Here is a 17,395-nt window from a genome sequence, read left to right as displayed (position 1 = left end):
CACAAACGCGGCTACGCGCGGCGGGCGTCCATCACCGCGCGCGTCAGGGCGGCGCGGTTCGGCACGTCGAGCTTGCGGTAGATCTGGCGCAGGTGTGATTCCACGGTCCGCACGCTCAGAAACAACATCTCGGCGATCGCCGGGTTGGTCATGCCCGTGCTCACCAAATCGGCGATCTCGCGTTCGCGCGCCGACAGCGGTGCCGCCGCCGACCACAAATCAGACCTCTGATGCGCTTGTGGGCCCGACCGCACCTCCGCCAAAGCGGCCAGGCGCGACCGGCATCGAGCGAGCCGCGCCATCAGCCGCGCCGAACCGCACTGCTCGGCCAGCAACTCGACGCGATCGAGCCACCCGGGCACGACCTGCGCCTTTCCCGCCCTCAGCGCGAACTCGGTCGCGGCCAGTAGCGTGCGGCACACCTCGATCCGCTCCCCGCGCGCCGTGAACTCCGCGACCGCCTCCTGCGCGGACTTCACCGCCGCGTCGTCCTCCCCGAGCGCGGCGTTCGCCCACATCCCGGCCCGCAGCGCGAAGGCCCGCAGCGTCGGAGGCCGCTGCGGAGCCCGCTCGGCCAGCGCGGCCCACCGGTCGGCGTCGGCGCTGTCGCCCACGGCCAGGGCGATCTCGGCCAGCGTGTCGCACCAGCGCGGGCGGCGCCACGGGCTGATCCCCGACAGGTCCTCGCCGGCCGCCTCCAGCAGCAGCGAGCGCGCGCGCAGCGGATCGCCGGTGAACAGGACGAGCTCGGCGTGGAAGCAGCGCACTGCCATCGCCCAGCTGGTGGACGAGTCGCTGGCGACGGCGAACGCGCGGTCCAGCTCCACCCGCATCAGCTCGGCGTCGCCGGGCGCGTCGCGCCAGTACAGCGCGGCGGCGCGCAGATTCGCGGCGACCGCCTCCTCCGACGGGTTGAGGCCGTGCGCGCCGAGGTCGGCGAGCCGCCGGGCGACGCGGTCCAGGGTGGCCAGGGTCGGGCGCAGCTTGCCGAGCCGGCACTGGGCGTTGGCCAGCACGGTGAGCAGCGAGCCGTCGAGGTAGCTCTGCCCGGTGCGCCGGCCCAGGGCCTCGGCGCGGGCCAGGTGGCGCTCGCTGTCGGTGAGCCGTCCGAGCAGTCCCTCGGTCATGCCCAGTTGCAGCGGCGCGTCCAGGTTCGTCAGCAGCGTGGTGTCGGCGGCGGCGTCGATGAGTTCGGCCGCCCTCGCGGCGCGGGCCAGGGCGGTGCTTTCGTCGTCGGTGAACAGGTGGCCCAGAGCCGACTGCGCCAGGGCGTGCGCCTCGCCGATGCGGTCGCCGTGCCGGGCGGCGATGGCCGCGGCGGTCTCGGCGTGCAGCCGGGAGCTTTCGTAGTCCTGCACGTCGTACGTAGCGTCGGCCAGTTCGGTGTGCAGGGCGGCGGCGGTCGCCGAGTCGGTCTCGGCCAGCGCGGTCAGCGCGGCCAGACCGGAGCGGGCCAGTGCCCCGGCCTCGAAGTGCCGGCCGAGGCGCCGCTCGATCCGGATGGAGTCCAGCGCGCCGCCGCCGGGGTGGCCCTCCGGTCCGGCCGAGCGGAGCGTGTCGAGTAGAGCGCGGCCCTCGGCGAACTCGCCGGACAGCACGCGGGCCCGGGCGAGCAGCACCTGTACTTCGTGCGCGTGGTCGTGGTCGTGGTCTTGGTGACCTTCGTGCCCTTGGTGGCCGTCGCCTTCGTCGCCTTCGCGCAGCAACGGCACCGCGGCCTGGAGGTATTCGGCTGCCGTGGCGGGGGAGTTGTAGAGCGACCCGCGGGCGGCGGCGATCAGCGTCGTCAGATGCTCAGGGTTCTGCGGATCGGCGGCTCGGATGACGTGTCGCGCGCGCTGCGCGACCGGCGCGCCATCCCGGGCGAGCGCGTCGGCAGCGCGGCGATGCAGGGCGAAGCGCAGGCTCGGTTCCAGCCGCTCGTACACGGCCTCGCCGACGGCCCGATGCCGGAGCGCCAGCTGGGATCCGCGCTCGGCCGGACGGATCAGGTCGACGGAGGTGAGCTGGTCGAGCGCGCGTACGGCTGCTGGCTCGTCGAGCCCGGCGACCTCGGCCAGAAGCGTTACGTGGAACGGCTCGCCGAGCACCGCCGCGGCCCGCGCTGCCGCCAGCGCCTCGGGTTCCAGAGCGGCCAGTTCCGCGAAGATCGAGGCGCCGGCCTCGGCGGTGGAGCCGGTGTCGCGCAGCGCGCACAAGACCTTGATGTACTGCGGGTTTCCGGCGGCCTCGCGGTGGATCTCGTCGGCGTCCGGGCGCTCACCGAGCAGATCCGCGGCCTGGTCGCGGGTGAGCGGATCGAGCGGTGCGAGCCGGAGCGGGCCGGTCGAGGCGTCGGCGAGCGCGGCGGCGAGGGCGGGCGCGAGCTGACGGCGCCGGTAGGCCACGACGCACAGCACGGGGCCGCTCGCCACGCGCTGCAACAGCCGCGCGAGCAGGCCCGCCTCGTCGGCGCCGATCAGGTGCAGGTCGTCGACGGTCACCAGGACCGGCTTGCCGGCGGCCTCGTGCGCGCCGACGGCGTCGACGACCTGCGCGCAGGCCTCATCGATGTCAGGGCTCTGCGCCAACTCGGCGCCGCGGACGGCGACCACCGCTATACCTGCCGCGCGGGCCGTGTTCGCCGCCACCCACAGCAGCGCGCTCTTCCCGACGCCCGGCTCGCCGGCCAGGGCCACGGCCGTGCCCGAGCCGGCTCGGAGGGTGTCGAAGCCCGATCGCAGTATGTGCAGGTGGCACTCGCGCCCGATGAGAGTGTCTACCACGGGCTGAGCTTACGGGTTGGGGGGCTGCGGCGATTGCGGACGCGGGTTTTTGGACGTTGCTCTTTCGTTTGGCATGGCACCGTCAGGCCGGCTCGTCGCGGCGGGCTATTACTCCGCGTCATCGTACGGCGCCTTTGCGAAGCTTTTGCCAACCGGCAGGCTGACGAAGGTCACAGGGACTTGCTACGTTTCCTCTCTAGTACGAGCCTCCGTAGTTGATCGGTACCGGACCGCAGCCGCTGCCGCGTCGCGCACGAGGGGCACCGGGTCGCGCCGCGCTGGCGTGCCCGTCATCACCTGGATCCGCTGCTCTGGCATCTTCCCTCAGCAGTCACTTCCCAGGGCCCGCATGCCCTTCTGGCTTCAGCGCGCCTTCGCGCGGCCGGGACCGTGCGCCGACTTGGGGCTGTGATGTCAAGAGTTGATCAAAATCCTGATGGCGAGCACCTGCGGGCCGCGCTGCCGATCCGGCGTACGAGACATGCCACCGTCACGCCAGCAAGCCAGCAAGCCAGCAAGCCAGCAAGCCAGCAAGCAAGGAGTTCCCTCATGCACACCTCCAAGACCGTCGGCATAGCCGCGGCCTTCGCCACGGCCGCCGCGATCACCGCGGTCGCCGCCTCGCCGGCCTCCGCCGCGCAGCCGAACGCGCACCGCCACCACCACTACGCGACCGGGCTGGACATCGCCCGGGCCCGGGCCGCCGAGCACGCCGGCCTGGTCGCGAACGCCACCCACGCCCACGCCCGCGGCCTGCGTGCCGCCGACGCCGTGCCGGCCGCCGCCCCGGCCGGCGCCAGCCTGCAGCAGTACGCGCTGTCCCCGGGCGACCAGGGTCAGGTCGGCTCCTGCGTGACCTGGGCCACCGGGTACAGCGCCTACGGGATCCTGATGAACGAGCAGGGGATCTCCGGCGACCCGATGGCGCCGATGTTCATCTACGCCCAGATCGCCCAGGGCAACGACCAGGGCACCACCGGGGACGTCGCCCTCGGGATGGAGCAGCAGCAGGGCATCGACACCAAGGCCGACTACTATCAGGGCGACTTCGACTACACCACCCAGCCGGACGACAACGAGCGCGCCAACGCCGCGCACTACAAGCTGTCCGGCTACCAGACCCTGCCGGTCGGCGGCGGCGCCGAGGACGCGATCAAGAGCTCGATCTCGCAGGGGCTGCCGGTGTCGGTCGGCTTCAACGTCCGGCAGAGCTTCATGGACCTCAGCGGCCAGGCCGCGTCGGACTACAGCTACCAGCCGGGCACCGATGGCGGGGACCCGGTCGTCGGCGGGCACGAGGTCGCCGTGATCGCGTACAACGACCAGGGCGTCACCATCGAGAACAGCTGGGGCTCCGGCTGGGGCGACAACGGCTACGTCAACGTCCCGTGGAGCTTCTTCACCACCGGTGACGTGGACGAGCTGTACTCGGTCGGCAAGCTCGTGCAGAGCTGACCTCTGGCAGAGCTGACCTTACGCAGCAACAGGTAGCACCAAGCACCATGACCTGGTGCGGCCGGCGTTCGCCATGCGTCGGCCGCACCGGGCCTTCGGTGGTCTCGCGGGAAAGCATTCAAAGGTCGTCGTTCGCCACGGAAGCCCTGACCCGCGCTCGGTACGCCGCGACGTTCGCCCGCGTCGCGCACCGGTCCGAGCAGTAGCGCCGCGAGGCGTTGGTCGAGGTGTCCACGAAGACGAAGCGGCAGGGTGCGGCGCAGCACACCCCCAGCCGCTCGATCCCGCGCTCGGCGACCGTGGACGCCAGGCCGAACGCGGCGCCGGTGACGTAGGCGCGTGCCGGCCCGGCGTCGTCGTCGGCCAGGTGCATGTGCCAGTCCTCGGTGTCGTGGCCGCTGATCGACATCGACACCGGGAAGTCGGACAGCAGCCTGTTCAGCGCCTGGACCGCGCGGCGCGGGTGTCCGGTCGCGGCTTGCTCGAAGACGTGCCGCAGTCGCGGCCGGGCTTCCAGGAGTTCCTGGAGGCCGTCGCGCGCGGCGGTGCGGGACACGGTCCAGGTCGCCGGGAACAGCCGCTGGACGTCGTCCTCTGATTCCAGCCGATCGGTTCCGGTGCTCGGGTCGTAGGTGTTGACCAGCGTCACGGCCCGCTCGGCGTAGGCCATCGGTTCCATAACTGCAAATGATATGCAGCTGCGAGTAGTTCGCAGTAACTGGAGAAGGTGGTCGGCGCGCCTGGCTTGCCGGTGGCGGAGCGCCGTGCCCGAGACGCGCCTTGAAGGATTGTTGAACAATAGTTAGGGTTCGTAGTGGCGCAGTCGCGTCCCGGGACCCAGTGAGGTGTGTGTGAGCTCGTCGCGTCCATCATCGTTACGGGGCGGGCAGGGTCGATGCGCTTTCTGAACGCGGGGGACCGCGCGCTGCTGGTCGAGCTCGACCTGGCGGAGGCGGCGGAGAAGGCCGGGGCGGCACCCGAACCCGCGCGGCTGTATCGGGCCCTGATGCGCGAAAAGCCAGCCGGTGCGCTGGAGTTCGTTCCGGCCGCGCGGACCGTGCTGGTCCGTTTCGATCCGGCGCTCACCTCGTCGGGGCTGCTCGCCGCGCGGATCGGAGAGGTCGCGCGGGCGATGGACGACGAGGCCGGCGGAGCCGGGGGCGTGGAGGACGCCGACGTTCTGGAGATCCCGGTGCGCTACGACGGCGAGGATCTGGACGTCGTCGCGCGGCTGGCGGGACTGAGTGTCTCAGAGGTCGTAGCCCGGCATTGCGCGCCTGTTTACACGGTTGCGTTCTGCGGATTCGCGCCGGGTTTCGGGTATCTCACTGGTCTGGACGACGCATTGTGGTTACCGCGGCGTGCGGTGCCGCGGACGCGGGTGCCGGCCGGTTCGGTCGCCATCGCCGACCGGTACGCGGCGGTCTATCCGCAGGCGTCGCCTGGCGGCTGGAACCTGTTGGGGCGGACTTATGTCGCGGTGTGGGATGCGGCGCGTCAGCCTCCTGCGATGTTCGTTCCCGGGGTCAGGGTGCGGTTCGTCGCGGAGTCGGGACTGCGCCGATGACCGCACCGGAATTGGTGGTTCTCGCGCCCGGCCCGCTCACCACGGTTCAGGACCTCGGGCGTCCCGGGCTGGCCGCGCTCGGCGTCGGCGCGTCGGGGGCGGCTGATCGCAGGAGTCTGCGGCTCGCCAACCGTCTCGTCGGCAACGCCGAGGGTGCCGCAGCCCTCGAACTCACCCTCGGTGGCTTACAGGTCCGGGTCGCCGGTGCCGCGATCGTCGCGCTGACCGGGGCGCCGTGCCCGGTGACGGTCGGGGGGCGTTCGGTGGGGATGAACGGGCCGATCGCGGTGCGGCCCGGCGAGGTGATCGTCGTCGGCACGCCGGCTGAGGGCGTACGGACGTATCTCGCCGTTCGCGGCGGTTTGGCCGTACCGGCGGTATTGGGGGCGCGCAGTACCGACACGCTCAGCGGGCTCGGGCCGGAGCCGGTTCGCGCCGGGTCGGTGCTTCCGATCGGGAGTGAGACGACGGGTTTTCCTTTAGTGGATCAGGCTCCTGTGCGCGGGCTTGCCGGGGACGCCGTGCTGCGCGTCGTGCCCGGTCCGCGTGCCGACTGGTTCGATCCGGACGCGCTGCGGACGCTCGGCGCCGATCCGTACCTGGTCACCGCTGAGAGCAACCGGATCGGCGTGCGGCTCGACGGGCCCGAGCTGCGGCGTACCGAGAGCGCGGAGCTGCCGCCGGAAGGCATGGTGCGCGGCGCGTTGCAGGTGCCGCCGTCGGGCCGGCCGGTGCTGCTGCTCGCCGATCACCCGGTGACCGGCGGGTATCCGGTGATCGGCGTCGTGGCCGATGAGGACGTCGATCGGGCCGGGCAACTGCGGCCCGGTGATCGGGTGCGGTTCCGGGTGCGGTGAACGGGGATATCGTAGAACGATCCGGCGATCCGAAACGGGAGCCGGGCCTTGACTCGGGTCCGCATCAGGATCCGATGACCGACGAAGCACGACCTGGGGGTGCGGTGTCCGCCGACATGACAGCGACGGCCTTCTCCGATCTCGCCAACGACCGGCATCTGCTCGGGCGCAGCAGCACCGCGGACCTCGTGGCCGGCATTCTGCGCAGCCGCATCGCCGAGGGGCAGCTGCCGCCGGGGACGCGGCTGGCCGAGGAGGCGATCGGCGCGGCGCTGGCGGTGTCGCGCAACACGCTGCGCGAGGCCTTCCGCCTGCTCACCCACGAACGGCTGCTGGTGCACGAGCTCAACCGCGGCGTGTTCGTCCGCACCCTGACCGCCGACGACGTCACCGAGATCTACCGCGTCCGCCGCATCGTGGAGTGCGCGGCGGTCCGCCGCCCCGTCGGCGACCCCGCCGAGGCGCTGGCCCGCGCCGGCCAAGCGGTCTCCGACGGCGAACAGGCCGCGCGCGAGGGCCGCTGGGACGCCGTCGGCACCGCGAACATCCGCTTCCACAAGGCCCTGGCCTCCCTGGCGGGCAGCGAGCGCGTGGACGAGTTCATGGACGGCATCCTCGCCGAGCTCCGCCTGGTGTTCCACGTGATGGCGAACCCCCGCGTCTTCCACGAGCCCTACCTCTCCGGCAACCGAGCCCTGGTGACCCTCCTCGACGCCGGCGACTTCGAAGCCGCCGAACGGAACTTGGCCACGTACCTAGACGACGCCGAGGCCGAACTGGTCGGCGCCTACACCGGGGTGCTGGAGCGGGACGAGCGGAGGTAGTGCTCGGGGGTCGCTTTGGCCTGCTCAGATCCGCATCCGCGCCAGCTCCCTGCTTGCTTGCCCGCCTACCTGCCCGCCCGCGCGCCTGCGCGTTGGCTTTCTCGCTCGCGTTCTTCCTCCTCCCGCCGCCGCTTCCGTTTCTGCTTCTGCCGCGTCTGCGTCCGCCCGAGTCTCTTGCCGGATTGTTGAACAATCCTTACATTGCCTCTTATGACGACCACGCCGCTCACCTCGATCCCACCACCCTCGCTCGCCGACTCGTCGCCCGCACGCTGGCGCGCCGCCTTCCGTGCCGGCGACCGGCGCCCCACCAGCGGGCTCGCCGCCGGGCACACCCAGGCGAACCTCGTGAGCCTGCCCCGCGACTACGCCTACGATCTGCTGCTCTTCGCGCAGCGCAATCCCAAGCCCTGTCCGCTGCTGGAGGTCACCGAGCCCGGCTCGTGGCGCTCGGTGCTCGCGCCGGGCGCGGATCTGCGTACCGATCTGCCGGGCTACCGGGTCTGGCAGAACGGGCTGTTGGTGGCGACGCCACGTGATGTCGTCGACCTGTGGCGCAACGACCTTGTCAGCTTCCTGATCGGGTGCAGCTTCAGCTTCGAGACCTTGCTGGCGGAGGCGGGGATTCCGTTGCGGCACGTGGAGCAGGACGTCACCGTGCCGATGTACGTCACCAACCGCGAGTGCGTGCCCGCCGGCCGTTTCAGCGGGCCGCTGGTCGTGTCGATGCGTCCGATCCCCGCGGCCTCGGTCGACGCCGCCGCGGCCATCACGGCCCTGATGCCCGCCGTGCACGGGGCGCCGGTGCACATCGGCGCGCCGGACGTGCTGGGCATCGCCGATCTGGGCAGGCCGGACTTCGGCAAGCCGGTGGAGTTCGCCGAGGGTGACGTCCCGGTGTTCTGGGCCTGCGGCGTGACGTCGCAGACCGCTGTCATGCGGGCCGCGCCGTCCTTCGCGATCACGCATGAGCCCGGCCACATGTTCCTCACCGATGCCCGCGATCTGGAGTACCGGGTCGCCTGAGCGGTGCACCGGCGAGCCCGCGAAGAAGCACACCGCCGCGCCGGCGAATCCGATCCCGAAGATTGTCCGCTCGAACTCTTGCGGGATTGTTGAACAATCCTTAGATTGTGGAGCACCGCGCGGTACCACCCAGGAACGCACCATCGACTCCACCTGCCAACGAGGTGCTCCATGACCGCACTTCCCACCGCACCGTCCGCCGTCCGGGAAACCGAGGACGGCCCCTTCGCCTGGTACCGGTCCCTGCCGGCCCCCGGCCGCCGCGCCTTCGTCGGCGCGTTCGGCGGCTACGCCCTGGACGCCTACGACTTCCAGGTCCTGCCGCTGAGCCTGACCGCGATCGCCGCCTACTTCCACCTGAACAAGGGCCAGTCCGGCCTGCTGACCACCGTGACCCTCGTGGTCTCCGCGGTCGGCGGCATCCTGGCCGGGATGCTGATCGACCGCATCGGCCGTACTCGAACCCTGATGATCACCGTCGGGACGTACGCGCTGTTCACCGCGTTGTGCGGATTCGCCTCGAACTATCCGATGCTGCTCACCTTCCGGGCCTTGCAAGGGCTCGGATTTGGAGGGGAGTGGGCAGCCGGAGCCGTGTTGGTGGCCGAATACGCCTCGGCCCGGTACCGGGGCCGCACGGTCGCCTTCGTCCAGGCCTCCTGGGCGGTCGGCTGGGCCGTCGCCGTGGTCGTGGCCACGTTCTCGCTGGACCACCTCAGCCACGGCCTGTCCTGGCGCGTCGTGTTCTGGACCGGCGCGCTGCCGGGCCTGACGCTGCTCTACATCCGCCGCCACGTGGTCGACGCGCCCGCGAGTGAGAACGCTAAGAACGGCAACACCGAGCCCGCGCCACGCGTCCCGTTCTGGCGCATCTTCGAGGGCCGCGCCGGCCGCATCACCCTGTTCGCCACGCTCATGTCGACCGGCGTGCAGGGCGGCTACTACACGATCGCGACCTGGCTGCCCACCTACCTCAAGACCGAGCGGCACCTGACCATCGTCGGCACCGGCTCCTATCTCAGCCTGCTGATCGGCGGCGCCTTCCTCGGCTACCTGTGCGGCGGCTACCTGACCGACCTGATCGGCCGGCGCAAGGCCATCGGGCTGTTCGGTGTGCTCAGCGGCGCCATCCTCTACAGCTACATCCACATCCCGACGAGCGCGAACCACGTGCTGCTGATCCTCGGCTTCCCGCTCGGGTTCTGCTTCTCGGCCATCTTCAGCGGGTTCGGCGCCTACCTCGCCGAGCTGTACCCGCGCACGATCCGCGGCATCGGACAGAGCTTCACCTACAACGTGGGCCGCGCGGTCGGCGCGTTCTTCCCGACCGCCGTGGGGTTCGCCGCCGGGAGCGGGGGTCTCGGCGGCGCCCTGGTCTACGGCACGGTCGGCTACGCGCTGGCGGTCGTGGCGCTCGTCGGGCTGCCCGAGACGCAGGGTTCGGAACTCGCCTGATGCGTCTGGCTACCCGCACCGGGCTGCGCTGGTACGCGGCGGCCGTCGCGGTGGTCGTCGTCGCGCTCGGCACGACGACGTACCTCGCGACGGCCGCCGGCGACGACGCGATCGGCCACGCCAGGACGACGGCCGAGCCGCTGGCCGTCGCCGCCGAGAGCGTGTACCGCGCGCTGTCCGACGCCGACGCGACGGCCGCCATGGTGTTCCTGTCCGGGTCGCAGGTGCAGGCCAGCGGCGTGCAGCGGTACGACCAGGACATCCGCGAGGTGTCGAACGGGCTGGCGGCGATCGGCGACCAGGCCGGGGCGTCGCAGGAGACTGTGACGTCGGCTACCGCATCAAAAGCCAGCGCACCGCAGACTCCTAGCAAATCACAGCCCGGCACGCCGCCGACCCTGCGCACCGCGGTGAGCCGCCTGCTCACCGACGTCCCCGTCTACACCGGCCTTGTCGGCACCGCGCAGGCCGACGCACGCCAGGACCTGCCGGTCGGCGCGGCGTACCTGCGCGAGGCCTCCGCCTTGATGCGGACCGATCTGCTGCCCAGCGCGCAGGCCGTGCTGCGGATCGAGACCGACCGTCTCGCGGCCGACGCGGCTGCGGTGCGCGGCCCGGACACCGTGCTCATCGTCGCGGCGGTCACGTTCGCTGTGCTCATCCTGGCGCAGCTGTTCGTGGCACGGCGTACCCGGCGCCGGTTCAACCTCGGGCTCGTGGCGACGACCGTGCTGGTCGGCATCGTCACGATCTGGGCCACGGCGGTCTCGACGGCCGCGACCAGCGCCACCGCCGACGCCCGCACGCACCGGCAGTCGGCGGACGCGCTGGTCACCACCGATCTGGCCGTGCTCCAGGCACACGGCGACGAACTGCTCAGCCTCGCCGCACGCGGGGAGGACGTCGGCTCGTACGAGGGCGACTACCAGACGGTCAGCACCCGGTTGGGTACGCTGTTCGCAGCGGATCAGGGCTCTGGTATCGCCGACGCCACGGCCGGCTACCGGGACTGGAAGACCGCGCACGGAACCCTGGCGCAGGCGGCGAGCAGTCCGCAGTCCGACAACACGGCGAACGTCCAGGCGCTCGCGCAGGCGACCGGGGCGCAGCCGGGGACCGGCACGCTGTTCACACGCGTCGACGGCGATGTGCAAGGCGCGATCGCCGTGCAGGAAGCGGATTTCCGGGTCGCGATCGACACGGCCGGATCGGACTTGCGCGGCCTGGCCTCAAGCGCCGCAGCCTTGATCGTGGTCGCCTTCGTGGCCGGTGCGTTCGGCATGAATCAGCGGCTGAGGGAGTACCGGTGAGGGACATAAGGACTCTGTTGCGGTTTTCGCTCGTCGCCATAGTGATGAGCCTGACGCTCGGCGTCGCCGGGTGCGGGTCAGGGTCATCGGCGACACCGAAAACATCAGCCGGTGCCACCGCCAGCCCCGCCTCGCCGGCCGACGTCCCGATCCCCGACGGCGTCACGACCATGCCCGAAAGCCCCGCGCCACCTCTGACCGGCTGCGACGCCTCCCTGCGTCCGACCGGCCCGCTGCCCGCCGCGGGCGCCATGCCGGCCGGCTCGACGATGGCCAAGATCCAGCAGCGCGGCTACCTGATCGCCGGGGTCGACGAGGACAGCTACCTGTTCGGCTACCGCAACCCCTCCGCCGACCCCTCGGCCCCGCCGCTGGTCGGCTTCGACATCGACTTCGTCCAGCAGGTCGCCACCGCGATCTTCGGCGCCCCGGGCCACGTGCGCTACAAGGCGCTGACCAAGGCCGAGCGGCTGACGGCGCTGCACCAGGGCGCGGTCGACCTGCTCGCCGACATCCTGACCGTCGACTGCCAGCGTGCCCAGCAGGCCGACTTCAGCGCCGACTACTTCGACGCCGGCCAGCGCGTCCTGGTGAATCAGGCCTCGACCGTCCAGGGCATCGCCGACCTCGCCGGCAAGAAGGTCTGCGCAGCGGCCGGCACCACCTCGATCCAGACCCTCGCCGACCCGAAGTACCGCGTGCTCCCGGTCAGCGCCGTCAACTGGGCCGACTGCCTGGTGATGCTCCAGCAGGGCCAAGTCGACGCGATCTCCACCACCGACCTGATCCTGCTCGGCATCCAGTCCCAGGACCCGTACACGAAGATCGTCGGCCCCCGCTTCACCTACGAGCGCCACGGCCTCGGCTTCCCGAAGGGCAAGGGCGACTTCATCCGCTTCGTGAACGCCGTCCTCGAACAGATGAAGGCGAACGGCACCTGGACGGCGATCTACACCCACTGGATCGGCGACCGGCTCGGGCCGGTGCCCGCTCCGCCTCCGGCTGTTTATCAGTGATCAGCGAGCGGTGCTACGACGGCTGGTGCCGGAGCCGGTGACGTTCGCCGCAGAGAGTGTTCGCACCCTGAGAAAATCGGCGTGCCAGGATTGGCGGCATGTCCTCTGATCCTGAAGGCTCTTCCGTACCCGCCGACCCAGCTGTGGCCAACGACTACGACGCCTTCGCTGAGGCGTATTCGACTGAGATCGAGTTCGATCTACTGCACCGCTACTACATATGGCCCGCGGTCCTGGACCTGGCCGGGGATGTGGCCGGGCGGAGAATCCTCGACGCCGGCTGCGGCAGTGGCCCCGTGTTCGAGTTGCTTCGCGATCGCGGCGCCGTGATGACCGGCGTCGAACCCAGCGCGAAGATGCTGGAGCTGGCCCGGAAGCGGCTCGGTGAGGACGCGGTGCTGCATCAGGCCGGCCTGGGCGGCGATCCCTTGCCCTTTCCCGACGGCGCGTTCGACGACGTCGTCGCATGCCTGGTCCTGCACTACCTGGAGGACTGGACGGCGCCACTTGCCGAACTGCGACGCGTCCTGACGCCCGGCGGGCGGCTCATCGTGGTCGTCGACCACCCCTTGATGAACAAACTGATGTTTCCCGAATCCGACTACTTCGCGGTTTCCAGGAGAACCCAGGAGTGGACCTTCGGCGGTCACACCGCCCCGATGGTCTTTTGGCACAGGCCGCTGCACGCCATGGCCTCCGCCTTCACGCAGGCAGGTTTCCGGATCGCCGTCATCAGCGAACCGCCGCCCGCCCCCGGCGCTCGCGAGCGTTTCCCCGAAGTCTTTGACGAGATTTTCATAGATCCGTCCAACACAGCCTTCCTGAACATGCTGTTCTTCGTTCTCGAGGCTGCCTAGCGCGACAGGGACAGGCGCCAGAATCCCCAAAGGGATCTCAGTGACCCACCGGAATCGCATTGATCTGCGCGGCGCTCAGCACCTGGTTGAACACCTCGATGTTCGACAGCGCGCCGTGGAACCAGTCGGTCGCGTTGCCGTCGTACTGGGCGCGCCCCATGGCCAGCGGGCCGGTGGTCGCATACGGGGTCGGGTCGGTGACCGTTTGCTGGAGCTGGCCGTTGACGTACAGCTGCATCTGCTTGCTGCTTGCGTCGAAGACCCCTGCGAGCCGGGTCCAGACGCCGGCCGTGGCCTTGCCGGTCGAGTACGCGCGGACCGCGGTCGGGTTCGCGGTGTCGCTGCCGACGCGGGCGAAGCCCCAGACGCCGGGCGGGTTGCCGGGGCCGTTGCCCATGTACTGGAGGTAGAAGCCGCTGTTCTGCGCGCCGTCCTGGCTCACCATCGTCTCTTCGACGTTGGAGTCAGTCGAGGTCAGATACACGTCGGCGGTCACGGTGAAGCTGCCGCCGGGGCCGGTGTCGAGCACCGGGCCGCTGGTGACGATCTGGCTGTTCGAGCCGTTGAACAGGCAGGAGCTGCCGGCCCACCAGCCGTTCGACGCCGCGCCGTTGTGCACGGTCGTGGAGTCGATCGCGGTGTTGCCGACGGTCTGGTTCAGGATCCAGTTGCCGACCGGTGTCGGCACGACGACCGGCGGCGGGGCCGAGGACGGCTTGACCGCGGGCTTGGACGTGGAGGTCACCGCGGCCGGAGCCGAGGACGGCTTCGCGGGCGGCGCCGACGAGCCCGCGGGCGGGGCCGGAGCCGAGGCCGAGGAGCTCGAGACCGGCGGCTGCTGCGATGACGACGGCGCCGGTGCCGCCGGCGTGCTCGGCGCGGGGACGGCGACCGTCGGCGCGCCGGCCATCGCGACCTGCGCGGTGGCGTCCGTCGCCACCGAAGGGCGCACCGCCAGCCACAGCCCGGCGAACAGCAGCACCAGCGCCGACAAGCCCGCGAAGAGCCCGCCGAGCCAGCGCGGCAGCAGCGCCGTCTGGTTGTACGTGCCGGCGGCCGTGACCGGCTCGCGGCCGGAGACCTGCAACGTCGTGGTGAAGGGGTGGGTGACCTTCTGGCCGAACCACAGCAGGCGCTCGGGGCGCAGTCGCAGGACGCTGAAATGCGCGCGGCCGGGCTGGATCTGCAGGCTCGGCGTCCGGATGTCGATGTCGACCCGGTTGCCCGGTCCGGTGACCGCGACCGACGCCGTGGCCAGGGCGTTGCCGTAGTTCGACACCACGAGCCGGGGCCTGGCCCGCCGCCAGCCCCGCACCGTCGGCGGCACCAACTCGGCCCGGACATCGACGAACGACGCCACGGTGAGGATCCCCTCCGGCACCGCGACGCCCTCGGGATCCTCCAACGGCGTCACGCGGACCCCGTACGGCTGCGGTCCCGCCGCCGACTCCGAGGCGCGCGGCGGCGCGAACGTCAGGCTCACCGCGCCGATCGTCCCCGGATACAGCCGGATCGTCGAGGGCTCGACCGCGCACCACACGGCCGGATCCCCGACCACCTCGACGCGGTACTCCTCGACGATGTCCCCGGTGTTCCGGATCCGGAGGTCGACGACGGTGCTGTCCCCGGGTTCGACCGCGGCCGACAGCGGTTCCAGGTTGACCCACTGGCTCACCGTACGAAGGTAAGGCTCAGGGCCCTGGTTGGGTACCGGTTGGAGGGGCACGCCGGGGGCAACCATCGTTGCCCGAACGGACCTTCCGCGGTCGGCCTGCATGATCTGCGAAGCACGGAAGCGCCGAAGCCCGAAGCCCGAAAGCCAGTCCGCCGACCGGAACTCAGTCCGCCAAGTCGTAAGCCTCCTGCGACGCCGTCACATAGTCGAGATGCGCGATCGCCCACCCCTCCAGCGCGCGCAGCGGCTCGCGCAGGGCGCGCCCGGCCTCGGTGAGCGAGTACTCGACGGGCGCCGGGTTCCCGGGGTGGACGGTGCGGAGCACGATCCCGTCCCGTTCGAGCCCGCGCAGCGTCTGGGTGAGCATCTTCTGCGAGATGCCGACGATGCGCCGGCGCAGCTCCGCGAAGCGGACGCCGTCGTCCCACAGCGCGCCCACGATGAGCACCGTCCAGCGGTCGCCGATGCGGTCCAGGATGTGCCGGGTCGGGCAGTCCGCGTGATACGGGCTGCCGACGAGCACCGACTCGGCCGGGGTGGTTACCACGAAGTGCCTTCTTCCCAATCAGGAGCTGCCTTTCATACCGTAAGCGCAGCGCGACGTCGACGTCATCCGCCGCGTGGATCCCCTGGAAAGGCACTCTCATGGCTCGCATCATCGTCATCGGCGGAACCGGTTATGCAGGTTCCGCAATCGTCGCCCAGGCCGCCGGTCGCGGCCACGAGGTCACGGCGCTGAGCCGGTCGCTCCCCGACGCCCCGGCCCCGAACGTCACCTACGTCCAGGGCGACGTCCGCGACGAGGCGACGCTGTCGCCGGTGATCGAGGGTGCGGACGTCGTCGTGGCCGCACTCGCCCCGCGCGGTCCGCTGGCGACCGCCTTCCGCGACGTCAACGGCACCATCGCACGGCTGGCCGACGCCGCGGGCGCGCAGCTGTTCGTGGTCGGCGGCTACTCCTCGCTGCGTCCCGCGCCCGGGGCGGACCGCTTCGTCAGCGACCTCAGCGAGATCCCCGCCGCGCTCCACGACGAGATCCGCGCCGGCGCGGCGCTCATCATCGAGGACCTGCCGGCCACGCCCCCGACGCTCGACTGGGTCTTCGTGAGCCCGGCGTTGCGGTTCGGCGCGCACGCGCCCGGCGAACGGCTCGACCGGTACCGGCTCGGCGGCGACGTCGCGGTCCAGCCGGAGGACGGCGGCGCGATCTCCGCCGCGGACTACGCGCTCGGCTTCGTCGACCTCATCGACAAGGGCGAGCACCGCCGGACCCAGGTCAACCTCGGCCACTGAGCGGCTACTGATCTGCGACTGAACGGCGACTGTCATGAGCGACCACAGCTACGGCGAATACCGGCCGAGGAACCTCGACCTGCCGATCCTCGACGGGACCCTCCACGCGCACCTACTCCCGCCAGCCATTGCTCACGAGGTCTCGACGCCGCTGAGCAACCACCGCGACCCGTACGTCGGAGTCACCACCGACGGCACTGCCATCGACGACCTCTACCACCTCGAAGACACCGGACTGTCGCATCGCAGAGTCCTCGACGCCGCGTCCGCATACCTGGAAACCCTTGAGCAGCACCAACTCCTCAGCGCCCGTCTGCCGATGAACGCACCGGAATGGCGCTTGTGGACCAACGCCTTCCCGGTCTGGACGCACCAAGGCCTGCGCCTCGACCGCGTCGAGCAACGCCAACGGGACGCCGTCCTGGCGCTCGTCGAGGCCAGCCTCAGCCCCGACGGCTACGCGGCCGTGCGCAACGCGATGCAGCTGAACGGCGCGCTCGGTGACCTCGTCCAGCGCTACAGCGACTCCCTCGGCGAGTACACGTACTACTTCACACTCTTCGGCGAACCCTCTGCTGACGCGCCCTGGGGCTGGCAGCTGGCCGGTCATCACGTCGACGTGCACTGCGTCTTCGTCGGATCCCAACTCGTGCTCGCCCCGGTCTTCCTCGGCGCCGAACCGGCCCACGCAGGAGACCACGGGCCCTATGCGGGAGTGAGCGCCTTCGAGCGGGAAACGGACGGCGGCCTGGCGCTGCGCCGCTTGTTCACCGGGGCTCAGGAGGAGCGGTTCCTGCTGGGAGATTCGCTGCGGAACGCCGATCTGCCGCCGGAACTCACCGGGCCCAACGGCCGGCACCTCTCAGGCGCCGGCCAGGACAACCTCATCCTGCCGCCGGAGGGGATCAGCGGGAAGGAACTGACGCGCGACCAGCGACGACTCTTGCTTGAACTCGCCGACGTCTACATCAACCGGCTCCCCGACGGCCATGCCGAGCACAAGCGCCGCCGGTTCCTGGACCACCTGGACGACACCAGGTTCGCCTGGCGCGGTGGCCACGACGACACCAGCGCGTTCTACTACCGCGTCCACTCGCCGGTGCTGCTGATCGAGTACGACAACCACTCGGGCATCTTCCTGGACAACGACGAGGCCGAGCGGTTCCACGTGCACACCATCACGCGGGAGCCCAACGGCAACGACTACGGGAAGAACCTGCTCGCGCAGCACTACGCGCGCCACCACGGCTGAGCCCTGCCGACGTACGCCCCGGCCGCAGACCTGTCTCTTATAC

Annotated in this window: 15 protein-coding genes; 11 read left to right on the top strand and 4 right to left on the bottom strand. The window is 70.8% G+C overall.

Annotated elements, in window-relative coordinates; genetic code table 11:
• Positions 1-11 precede the first annotated feature (11 nt).
• Positions 12-2,765: a helix-turn-helix transcriptional regulator gene (locus GWK61_RS59745; RefSeq protein WP_194911755.1), complete on the bottom strand. Its 2,754-nt coding sequence runs from the start codon at positions 2,763-2,765 to the stop codon at positions 12-14.
• Positions 2,766-3,314: 549 nt separating this feature from the next.
• On the opposite strand from GWK61_RS59745, the gene GWK61_RS24755 reads away from it, so the two are divergent.
• On the top strand, positions 3,315-4,220 hold the full coding sequence (locus tag GWK61_RS24755; RefSeq protein WP_194911753.1) for a C1 family peptidase: 906 nt from the start codon (positions 3,315-3,317) through the stop codon (positions 4,218-4,220).
• A 118-nt stretch (positions 4,221-4,338) separates the two neighbouring features.
• On the opposite strand, the gene GWK61_RS24750 is transcribed toward GWK61_RS24755, so the two are convergent.
• Entirely contained in the window at positions 4,339-4,899 is a 561-nt protein-coding gene (locus GWK61_RS24750; protein WP_194911752.1) for a CGNR zinc finger domain-containing protein, read from the bottom strand.
• A 216-nt stretch (positions 4,900-5,115) separates the two neighbouring features.
• On the opposite strand from GWK61_RS24750, the gene GWK61_RS24745 reads away from it, so the two are divergent.
• From GWK61_RS24745 to GWK61_RS24710, 8 genes are all read left to right on the top strand, one after another.
• Entirely contained in the window at positions 5,116-5,787 is a 672-nt protein-coding gene (locus GWK61_RS24745; protein WP_194911750.1) for a 5-oxoprolinase subunit B family protein, read from the top strand.
• The gene (locus tag GWK61_RS24740) at positions 5,784-6,644 is read left to right on the top strand and encodes a 5-oxoprolinase subunit C family protein (protein WP_194911749.1); all 861 of its coding nucleotides are present in this window, start codon (positions 5,784-5,786) and stop codon (positions 6,642-6,644) included. Before GWK61_RS24745 ends, GWK61_RS24740 begins: the two co-directional genes overlap by 4 nt.
• A 74-nt stretch (positions 6,645-6,718) precedes the next feature.
• Positions 6,719-7,468 carry a GntR family transcriptional regulator gene (locus tag GWK61_RS24735; protein WP_194911747.1) on the top strand — a complete coding sequence of 250 codons (750 nt, stop codon included), beginning with the start codon at positions 6,719-6,721 and terminating at the stop codon, positions 7,466-7,468.
• A gap of 210 nt (positions 7,469-7,678) precedes the next feature.
• Positions 7,679-8,494: a putative hydro-lyase gene (locus GWK61_RS24730; protein ID WP_194911746.1), complete on the top strand. Its 816-nt coding sequence runs from the start codon at positions 7,679-7,681 to the stop codon at positions 8,492-8,494.
• Between the two features lie 171 nt (positions 8,495-8,665).
• The gene (locus GWK61_RS24725; RefSeq protein WP_194911744.1) at positions 8,666-9,949 is read left to right on the top strand and encodes an MFS transporter; all 1,284 of its coding nucleotides are present in this window, start codon (positions 8,666-8,668) and stop codon (positions 9,947-9,949) included.
• Positions 9,949-11,259 (top strand): GlnX family signal transduction membrane protein, encoded by a 1,311-nt coding sequence (locus GWK61_RS24720; protein WP_194911742.1) that lies wholly within the window; start codon positions 9,949-9,951, stop codon positions 11,257-11,259. Before GWK61_RS24725 ends, GWK61_RS24720 begins: the two co-directional genes overlap by 1 nt.
• On the top strand, positions 11,256-12,275 hold the full coding sequence (locus tag GWK61_RS24715; RefSeq protein ID WP_323747740.1) for a glutamate ABC transporter substrate-binding protein: 1,020 nt from the start codon (positions 11,256-11,258) through the stop codon (positions 12,273-12,275). The genes GWK61_RS24720 and GWK61_RS24715 overlap by 4 nt, the downstream gene beginning before the upstream one ends.
• Before the next feature lie 98 nt (positions 12,276-12,373).
• Positions 12,374-13,132, top strand: a complete 759-nt coding sequence (locus tag GWK61_RS24710; RefSeq protein ID WP_194911740.1) for a class I SAM-dependent methyltransferase — start codon at positions 12,374-12,376, stop codon at positions 13,130-13,132.
• Positions 13,133-13,169: 37 nt separating this feature from the next.
• On the opposite strand, the gene GWK61_RS59740 is transcribed toward GWK61_RS24710, so the two are convergent.
• Positions 13,170-14,807, bottom strand: a complete 1,638-nt coding sequence (locus GWK61_RS59740; protein WP_194911738.1) for a LamG-like jellyroll fold domain-containing protein — start codon at positions 14,805-14,807, stop codon at positions 13,170-13,172.
• A 163-nt stretch (positions 14,808-14,970) separates the two neighbouring features.
• Positions 14,971-15,354, bottom strand: a complete 384-nt coding sequence (locus GWK61_RS24700; RefSeq protein WP_194911737.1) for a winged helix-turn-helix transcriptional regulator — start codon at positions 15,352-15,354, stop codon at positions 14,971-14,973.
• Positions 15,355-15,452: 98 nt separating this feature from the next.
• On the opposite strand from GWK61_RS24700, the gene GWK61_RS24695 reads away from it, so the two are divergent.
• Together GWK61_RS24695 and GWK61_RS24690 are read left to right on the top strand one after the other, a co-directional pair.
• A complete protein-coding gene (locus tag GWK61_RS24695) occupies positions 15,453-16,100 on the top strand; it encodes an NAD(P)-dependent oxidoreductase (RefSeq protein ID WP_194911735.1) in 648 nt (215 codons plus the stop codon).
• Positions 16,101-16,134: 34 nt separating this feature from the next.
• Positions 16,135-17,352: a DUF3500 domain-containing protein gene (locus GWK61_RS24690; protein WP_194911734.1), complete on the top strand. Its 1,218-nt coding sequence runs from the start codon at positions 16,135-16,137 to the stop codon at positions 17,350-17,352.
• Positions 17,353-17,395: the final 43 nt, after the last annotated feature.

The sequence above is a fragment of the Catenulispora rubra genome, from assembly GCF_015356825.1.
In the GTDB taxonomy this organism is placed as follows: Bacteria; Actinomycetota; Actinomycetes; order Streptomycetales; family Catenulisporaceae; genus Catenulispora; species Catenulispora rubra.
Note: the sequence above shows the minus strand (reverse complement) of the source record. Positions and strands in the feature narration are given on the sequence as shown.

Coding starts and splice junctions, on each gene's coding strand:
- GWK61_RS24755 (WP_194911753.1), top strand. CDS start 3,315: ATGCACACCTCCAAGACCGTCGGCATAGCCGCGGCCTTCGCCACGGCC.
- GWK61_RS24750 (WP_194911752.1), bottom strand. CDS start 4,899: ATGGAACCGATGGCCTACGCCGAGCGGGCCGTGACGCTGGTCAACACC.
- GWK61_RS24745 (WP_194911750.1), top strand. CDS start 5,116: ATGCGCTTTCTGAACGCGGGGGACCGCGCGCTGCTGGTCGAGCTCGAC.
- GWK61_RS24740 (WP_194911749.1), top strand. CDS start 5,784: ATGACCGCACCGGAATTGGTGGTTCTCGCGCCCGGCCCGCTCACCACG.
- GWK61_RS24735 (WP_194911747.1), top strand. CDS start 6,719: ATGACCGACGAAGCACGACCTGGGGGTGCGGTGTCCGCCGACATGACA.
- GWK61_RS24730 (WP_194911746.1), top strand. CDS start 7,679: ATGACGACCACGCCGCTCACCTCGATCCCACCACCCTCGCTCGCCGAC.
- GWK61_RS24725 (WP_194911744.1), top strand. CDS start 8,666: ATGACCGCACTTCCCACCGCACCGTCCGCCGTCCGGGAAACCGAGGAC.
- GWK61_RS24720 (WP_194911742.1), top strand. CDS start 9,949: ATGCGTCTGGCTACCCGCACCGGGCTGCGCTGGTACGCGGCGGCCGTC.
- GWK61_RS24710 (WP_194911740.1), top strand. CDS start 12,374: ATGTCCTCTGATCCTGAAGGCTCTTCCGTACCCGCCGACCCAGCTGTG.
- GWK61_RS24695 (WP_194911735.1), top strand. CDS start 15,453: ATGGCTCGCATCATCGTCATCGGCGGAACCGGTTATGCAGGTTCCGCA.
- GWK61_RS24690 (WP_194911734.1), top strand. CDS start 16,135: ATGAGCGACCACAGCTACGGCGAATACCGGCCGAGGAACCTCGACCTG.